The sequence below is a fragment of the Glaesserella sp. genome, assembly GCF_041814905.1.
Taxonomy (GTDB): domain Bacteria; phylum Pseudomonadota; class Gammaproteobacteria; order Enterobacterales; family Pasteurellaceae; genus Glaesserella.
Genome location: NZ_JBGXYA010000063.1, coordinates 46441 through 53798 on the forward strand (window position 1 = coordinate 46441; position 7358 = coordinate 53798).

Here is a 7358-nt window from a genome sequence, read left to right on the forward strand (position 1 = left end):
TACAGAAGTTCCATAACAACTGGTCGGAACACTCACACTTATACGTAAATTTCATTGATTTATAGACTTAGCTTCGTAGAATTTTGCAGCTTTTTTATTTTGTAACAATCTTTACAATTACAGAGACAAATAAATCTTATGATCACCTTATGAGGATTCCCCCTAATGACTAAATTTACAAAAACAGCTCTTGCCTCTCTTCTCACTTTTTCTTCTGCTGGCGCATCGGCTGCAGCATTCCAATTAGCCGAAGTATCGACCTCCGGTTTAGGTTTGGCATATGCAGGCAATGCCGCCGTTGCGGATAATGCCTCCGTTGTTGCAACAAACCCAGCTTTAATGACCAAGTTCAAACAGATTGAAATTTCTGCCGGCGGTATCTTAGTGGATGCTGATGTGGATATTGAAGGCTCTTACCTCGGTCAAAACGCAGATGCTAAAAATATTATTCCGAGTGCCGTCGTTCCGAATCTCTATATTGTGGCACCAATTACAGACCGTTTTACGATCGGTGGTGGTATGAATGTTAACTACGGCTTAAAATCTAAATTCCAAAAAGAATACAGCGCAGGTTTATTCGGTGGTCAAACAAAATTAACTGCAGCAAACTACAACTTAAGCGCAGCTTACGACCTTGGCTATGGTTTTAGTTTTGGTGCAGGTTTGAATGCCGTTCATGCAAAAGCCAAACTAGAACGTTATGCCGGCTATGCAAGCAACTTAATTAATGCCCGCGTCGGAATGCCCGTTACAAATAGCTCAACGATTATGGGTAAATTAAAAGGTGACGAATGGGGCTTTGGCTGGAACATTGGTCTTTCTTACGATATCAACGAAAAAAACCGTTTAGGTATTGCCTACCACTCGGCAGTTAAAATCGACTTTGACGGTCAATATTCTAACGAATTACCAGCCCTTTTAGGCGGTTTAGGCGGCACATCCATTCCGGGTTCTTTAGCACTCAAATTACCGGCATACTGGGAAGTATCCGGTTATCATAAATTAACCGACAAATTTGCCGTTCAATACAGCTATAAACGTAGCGACTGGAGTAAATTCCAAGAACTTCATGCCACCAATAATGCCGGCGTAACATTACTGCATAAAGATGAAAAATTCAGCGATGCCTCACGCCTTGCTTTCGGTGTCTCTTATGATGTAAACGACGCATTCATTCTACGTGCAGGTATTGCCTTTGATGAAAGTGCCAGTGTCGAAAAACCGTCTATTTCTATCCCGGATACCGATCGTACATGGTACGCACTCGGCGCCACATATCGCTTTACACCGAATTTATCCGTTGACGTTGCTTATGCACACTTACGTGGTAGCAAAACCAGCTTCACTGAAACGGAGTCAACCCGCATAGGCCCGGTTAGTGGTTCGTTTAAATCAAAATCAACCGCTAATCTTTACGGTTTAAACGTAAACTACAAATTCTAATTTTCAGTTGATGTGATTGAAAAGGCGTGTACACTAAGTGGCACGCCTTTTTCTATGGAGATCACAATGAAATCCGCTATTTTTTATCAATTCTATCCTTCTCCTGTCGGTAAATTGTTGCTGATAGCAAACTCAAAAGGACTACTCGGCATTGAATTTGAACAAGAACAAAATGCCGATATGGTTCAAGATTGGCAATCTGCCGAACATGCAAGCGGTGAGATCCAAGCCGTTTTTTGCAAAACGACGGATAGCTTGAATCGCTATTTTGCCGGCGAAACCTTAGACTTCAGCCAATTAGATTTCTTAGCGCCACAAGGTACCGCCTTTCAACAAGCGGTATGGAAAAAATTGCTGGCAATTCCTTACGGCAAAACCACCAGCTACAGAGAAATTGCCTTATCGCTTAATAACCCGAAAGCGGTCAGAGCCGTGGGCGGAGCGGTCGGCAGAAACCCGATTTCGATTTTAATTCCTTGTCATCGGGTTTTAGGAAAAACGCAAAATTTAACCGGGTTTGGAGGTGGACTTCCTGCCAAACGTTATTTGTTACAACTGGAAAAAATCGAATACAAAGACAAAGGCATTGAATTTGTCCAACATAAAAATAAAAAATGGTCTTAATTTGTAAAATTATTCACAAATCCGACCGCTTGTAATACAAGGAAATATAATGACAAAACACAATATTGCGACGCAACTCGTCCATGCAGGACGCAAATCCCGCTATACACAAGGCTCGGTAAACAGCGTGATTCAACGAGCCTCTTCGCTTGTTTTTGAAACCGTTGCCGATAAAAAAGAAGCGACACGTAACCGCTATAAAGGTGGTTTGTTTTATGGCAGGCGTGGCACCTTAACCCATTTCGCCCTACAAGATGCCATGAGCGAATTGGAAGGCGGAGCCGGTTGCTATCTTTACCCATGTGGCGCCGCCGCTGTCAGTAATAGCATTCTCGCCTTTGTGTCTCAAGGTGATCATGTGTTAATGAGCGGTGCAGCTTACGAGCCGACACAAGACTTCTGTAACCAAATCCTCAAACGGATGGGCGTGGAAACCACCTACTATGATCCGCTGATTGCCGACAGTATTGCGGCGTTAATTCAGCCGAATACCAAAGTACTTTTTTTAGAATCGCCAAGTTCATTAACCATGGAAGTCCCTGATATTCCTGCAATGGTTAACGCTGTAAGAGCAAAGAATCCGGACATCGTGATTATGATCGATAATACTTGGGCGGCAGGCGTACTCTTCCCTGCTTTGGAATACGGCATTGATATTTCCATTCAAGCGGGAACCAAATATTTGGTCGGGCATTCCGATGCTATGATTGGTACGGCGGTTTCTAACGCCCGCTGTTGGGATCAGTTGCGTGAAAATTCTTATCTGATGGGACAAATGGTTGATGCCGATACGGCTTACGTTACCGCACGCGGTTTGCGCACGTTAGGTATACGTTTAAAACAGCATGAAGAAAATAGCCTTCAAGTCGCCAATTGGCTGGCGCAACGTCCTGAAGTAAAAGCGGTGTATCATCCTGCCTTGCCAAGTTGTCCCGGTCATGAAAACTTCAAGCGTGATTTTAAAGGATCAAGCGGTCTGTTTTCGTTTGAACTTTGCAAAACCCTTTCCGATGATGAACTGGCGAATTTCCTTGACCATTTTGAGATCTTCTCCATGGCGTATTCTTGGGGCGGTTTTGAATCGTTAATCTTGGCCAATCAGCCTAAAGAGATTGAGCGGATTCGCCCTGCCATTGAACGGAAATTAAGCGGCACGCTGATTCGCGTACACATCGGTTTGGAAGCGGTGGAAGATTTGATTGCCGATCTTGAAGCCGGATTCGGGCGGCTTCATCTCACGGCTTAGCGCAAACCTTCCGGCACCCCACGACATCGAAAGACAAGCGGTCAGTTTCCAATAAAAATTTGCAAAATTTCAGAGATAACTGACCGCTTGCGTCAATAAAACTTGTCATGCAAACGTTTGCCTTGCGCCTTATCTTTGTGTAAAATCCGCCATCTTTTTTCAGTGAGGTTTTACTATTATGTCTTTTCTTTCTCGTTTCCAACTGGCTGAACGTGGCTCAAACGTTCGTCAAGAGGTTATCGCAGGTTTAACCACCTTTTTAGCGATGGTTTATTCGGTTATCGTTGTACCGAATATGTTGAGTGCAGCCGGCTTTCCGGCAGATTCCGTGTTTATCGCCACCTGTTTAGTCGCAGGTTTAGGATCAATTCTCATCGGCTTATGGGCAAATGCACCAATGGCGATTGGCTGTGCGATTTCACTTACCGCTTTCACTGCATTTAGCTTAGTGTTAGGTCAAGGTATCAGTATTCCTGTTGCACTTGGTGCGATTTTCTTAATGGGTGTAGTTTTTACCCTTGTGTCCGTTACAGGTATTCGTGCTTGGATATTACGTAATCTGCCGTCAAGCATTGCACACGGTGCAGGTATCGGTATCGGTTTATTCCTATTATTAATTGCGGCAAACGGTGTCGGATTAGTGGTGAGTAACCAAGCGGGCTTACCGGTAAAAATGGGCGAATTTACCTCATTCCCTGTGATGATGTCATTAATCGGTTTAGCAGCGATCATTGGTTTAGAACGCTTACAAATAAAAGGCTCTATCCTTTGGGTAATTATTGCGATTACGATTATCGGCTTAATCTTCGACCCGAATGTAAAATTTGGCGGTGAAGTGTTCAAATTGCCTACCTTCGGTGAAAACTCTCAATTCTTAAATTTAGACATTATGGGCGCATTAAATACTGCGATTTTACCGGTGGTATTTGCGCTTGTTATGACTGCAATCTTTGATGCAACGGGTACGATTCGTGCTGTTGCAGGTCAAGCAAACTTATTAGACAAAGACGGACAAATCATCAATGGTGATAAAGCATTAACGTCCGACTCTTTAAGTAGCGTACTTTCCGGTTTATTCGGTACTGCACCGGCGGCAGTATATATTGAATCCGCAGCAGGAACAGCGGCAGGCGGAAAAACAGGTTTAACGGCGATTGTTGTCGGTGTGTTATTCCTATTTATGCTGTTCTTCCAACCGTTAGCGTTCTTAGTACCGGGTTACGCAACTGCACCTGCGTTAATGTATGTGGGTTTATTAATGTTAAGCAACGTGTCTAAATTAGACTTCGATGATTTTATCGGTGCAATGTCCGGTTTAGTGTGTGCGGTATTTATCGTCTTAACTGCAAATATCGTCACAGGTATTATGTTAGGCTTCGCAACGTTAGTGATTGGACGAGTTATCTCCGGTGAATTTAACAAATTAAATGTCGGTACTATTGTTATTGCCGTTGCACTTGTTGCATTCTATGCATTAGGCTATGCCATTTAATTTATCTTAAATGCGAAAAAGGCGAACAATGTTCGCCTTTTTTATCGAATAAAAATGAGAAAAAACGCTAACAAGCGGTCGCTTTCTTCATATTTTTTACAAATTCCCCGAGTTCCGCTAACAACTTTTCTTGATTCTCCAAATTCCGTTCAATAATTTTCACAATGGCAGAACCTGAAATAGCTCCATCCGCTCCCATCGCTAACGCCTGTTTAACCTGTTGCGGCTCAGCAATTCCAAAGCCCTGTAAAATCGGCGCAGCATTTGCCTGTTTGAGTTGAACAATCAAATTATCAAGATTCACTGCATGGCTTTGATTTTCTGCGCTGGTCACGCCGGCACGGGATACTAAATAGGTATAGCCTTCGGTTTTGGTTGCTATCTGTTGAATTGTATCTGCATCAGCATTTGGCGGACAAATAAAGACCAACTGAATCCCATATTTTTTCGCACTTTCGGCAAATTCAGCGGAAGAGGCAACCGGTACATCGGCGACTAACACCGCATCCACGCCAGCTTGTTGGCAACGGGCGAAGAAAACGTCTGCCGTCGGCACGTAAATTAAGTTGGCACACAGTAATAACCCAATCGGTATCGTCGGATATTTTGCTCTTACTTTTGCCAATAGTTCAAAACAGGCATCCGTGCTAAAACCGCCCTCTAATGCACGTTTGTTTGCGGCTTGAATCACAGGACCGTCGAGTAACGGATCGGAGAAGGGAAAGCCGAGCTCTAAGGCATCCGCTCCATTTTCAATCAAGGTTTCAATAATCTCAAAAGAACGGTCGAAATCAGGATCACACAAGGTGACAAACGGCACAAACGCCCCTTCGTTTTTCGCTTTTAATTGCGGAAAAAGTGTATCAAAACGGCTCATTGTGCCCCCCCATTTAAAATTTTATCTACCGTGAAAATATCTTTATCGCCCCTGCCCGACAAATTAACGACTAACAACTGCTCTTTATCAGGGTTTTGTCGAATTAATTTCAGCGCATAAGCCAAGGCGTGCGAAGATTCCAACGCAGGAATAATCCCTTCGTTACGGGCTAATAATTGGAAAGCATCGAGCGCCTCTTGGTCAGTAATTGACACATAATTCGCTCGACCAATCGCATTGAGATGTGCGTGTTGCGGACCGACGGAAGGGAAATCCAACCCTGCCGAAATCGAATACGACTCTTCAATCTGCCCATCTTTGTCTTGCATAATCGGGGATTTCATACCGAAATAGATGCCGACAGAACCATGTTTTAACGGTGCACCGTGTTCGCCCGTTTCAATTCCTTTACCTGCGGGTTCCACGCCAATCAGCTTGACATTCTCTTCCGCAATAAAATCGGTAAACATACCAATCGCATTTGAACCGCCACCAACTGCCGCAATCACTGCATCCGGTAAACGCCCTTCTTTTTCTAAGATTTGACGTTTAGTTTCTTCACCAATCATTTTCTGAAACTCACGAACAATAGTTGGGAACGGATGTGGTCCTGCGGCAGTTCCAAGCAAATAATGCGTGGTTTCATAGTTTGCTGCCCAATCTCGCATTGCTTCACAACACGCATCTTTTAAAGAACACGAGCCTTTCTCGACCGGAACCACTTCCGCCCCCATTAAACGCATACGGAACACATTCGGCGATTGGCGTTCTACATCCTTCGCCCCCATATACACCACACAAGGCATATCTAACATGGCACAGGCAAGTGCCGTTGCTACACCATGTTGTCCTGCGCCTGTTTCTGCAATAATACGGGTTTTGCCCATTCGTTTTGCCAATAAAATTTGTCCTAACACTTGGTTAGTTTTATGTGCGCCACCGTGTAGCAAATCTTCCCGCTTTAAATAGAGTTTGGTTTTTGAGCCTTTGGTCAAGTTACGACATAACGTCAATGCCGTCGGACGACCTGCGTAGTTTTTGAGTAAGTCGGTAAATTCTTTTTGAAATTCAGGATCTTGCCGTGCATCGACAAAGGCTTGTTCAAGCTGTTTCAACACTGGCACAAGAATTTCGGGTACATACATACCGCCAAATTCGCCAAAGTAGGGATTAAGAAGTGTAGTCATATTGCTTCCTTGATAAATTCAAAATCAGTCAAAGTGCTCGAAGTGTACTATTAAACTAGTACAAAAGAAAGCGGAATGTAGAATTTTTTGTGAAAGTGACCGCTTGTTTTGATAGCAAGCGGTCAGATTTGAAGGATTTTTTGCAAATAGGATTAACTCTGATGGCGCACGTTTTCAACGTGTGCCGCATGCTTCTTATACTCATGATAGGCACTCGTTACAAACGAGCGCCATCATTTTTACAAAAACTAACCTTTTACTACCGACAAAGGTGCAAAGCTTTGTGCCACCGGCATCACTTCAATACGATTAATATTGACATGTGGCGGTTGTTGATTAAGCCACAGCACAATATCGGCAATATCCTCAGGCTTCACATATTGTACGTTTTCGTACACTTTTGCCGCTTTATCATCATCACCTTTAAAACGCACATTAGAGAACTCCGTACCACCGCATAAGCCCGGCTCAACATTGCTGACTCGAATC

General features: G+C 43.7%; 6 protein-coding genes and 1 pseudogene. 4 read left to right on the top strand and 3 right to left on the bottom strand.

What is annotated here, in order from left to right:
• Positions 1 to 165 precede the first annotated feature (165 nt).
• The 4 genes from ACEYJ7_RS09330 to ACEYJ7_RS09345 all read left to right on the top strand — a co-directional run bounded on the left by ACEYJ7_RS09330 (position 166) and on the right by ACEYJ7_RS09345 (position 4805).
• Positions 166 to 1443 carry a porin gene (locus ACEYJ7_RS09330; RefSeq protein WP_373778832.1) on the top strand — a complete coding sequence of 426 codons (1278 nt, stop codon included), beginning with the start codon at positions 166 to 168 and terminating at the stop codon, positions 1441 to 1443.
• A 66-nt stretch (positions 1444 to 1509) separates the two neighbouring features.
• Positions 1510 to 2067, top strand: a complete 558-nt coding sequence (locus tag ACEYJ7_RS09335) for a methylated-DNA--[protein]-cysteine S-methyltransferase (protein WP_373778833.1) — start codon at positions 1510 to 1512, stop codon at positions 2065 to 2067.
• Between the two features lie 49 nt (positions 2068 to 2116).
• On the top strand, positions 2117 to 3313 hold the full coding sequence (metC, locus tag ACEYJ7_RS09340) for a cystathionine beta-lyase (protein ID WP_373778834.1): 1197 nt from the start codon (positions 2117 to 2119) through the stop codon (positions 3311 to 3313).
• A gap of 178 nt (positions 3314 to 3491) precedes the next feature.
• Entirely contained in the window at positions 3492 to 4805 is a 1314-nt protein-coding gene (locus ACEYJ7_RS09345; RefSeq protein WP_373766295.1) for an NCS2 family permease, read from the top strand.
• A gap of 67 nt (positions 4806 to 4872) precedes the next feature.
• Here ACEYJ7_RS09345 and trpA read toward each other — a convergent pair whose 3' ends face one another.
• From trpA to ACEYJ7_RS09360, 3 genes and pseudogenes are all read right to left on the bottom strand, one after another.
• On the bottom strand, positions 4873 to 5682 hold the full coding sequence (gene trpA, locus ACEYJ7_RS09350) for a tryptophan synthase subunit alpha (RefSeq protein ID WP_373778835.1): 810 nt from the start codon (positions 5680 to 5682) through the stop codon (positions 4873 to 4875).
• Entirely contained in the window at positions 5679 to 6869 is a 1191-nt protein-coding gene (gene trpB, locus ACEYJ7_RS09355; protein ID WP_373778836.1) for a tryptophan synthase subunit beta, read from the bottom strand. Before trpB ends, trpA begins: the two co-directional genes overlap by 4 nt.
• A gap of 248 nt (positions 6870 to 7117) precedes the next feature.
• Positions 7118 to 7358, bottom strand: a pseudogene (locus tag ACEYJ7_RS09360) (NADP-dependent 3-hydroxy acid dehydrogenase); the annotation flags it as partial.

Coding starts and splice junctions, on each gene's coding strand:
- ACEYJ7_RS09330 (WP_373778832.1), top strand. CDS start 166: ATGACTAAATTTACAAAAACAGCTCTTGCCTCTCTTCTCACTTTTTCT.
- ACEYJ7_RS09335 (WP_373778833.1), top strand. CDS start 1,510: ATGAAATCCGCTATTTTTTATCAATTCTATCCTTCTCCTGTCGGTAAA.
- metC (WP_373778834.1), top strand. CDS start 2,117: ATGACAAAACACAATATTGCGACGCAACTCGTCCATGCAGGACGCAAA.
- ACEYJ7_RS09345 (WP_373766295.1), top strand. CDS start 3,492: ATGTCTTTTCTTTCTCGTTTCCAACTGGCTGAACGTGGCTCAAACGTT.
- trpA (WP_373778835.1), bottom strand. CDS start 5,682: ATGAGCCGTTTTGATACACTTTTTCCGCAATTAAAAGCGAAAAACGAA.
- trpB (WP_373778836.1), bottom strand. CDS start 6,869: ATGACTACACTTCTTAATCCCTACTTTGGCGAATTTGGCGGTATGTAT.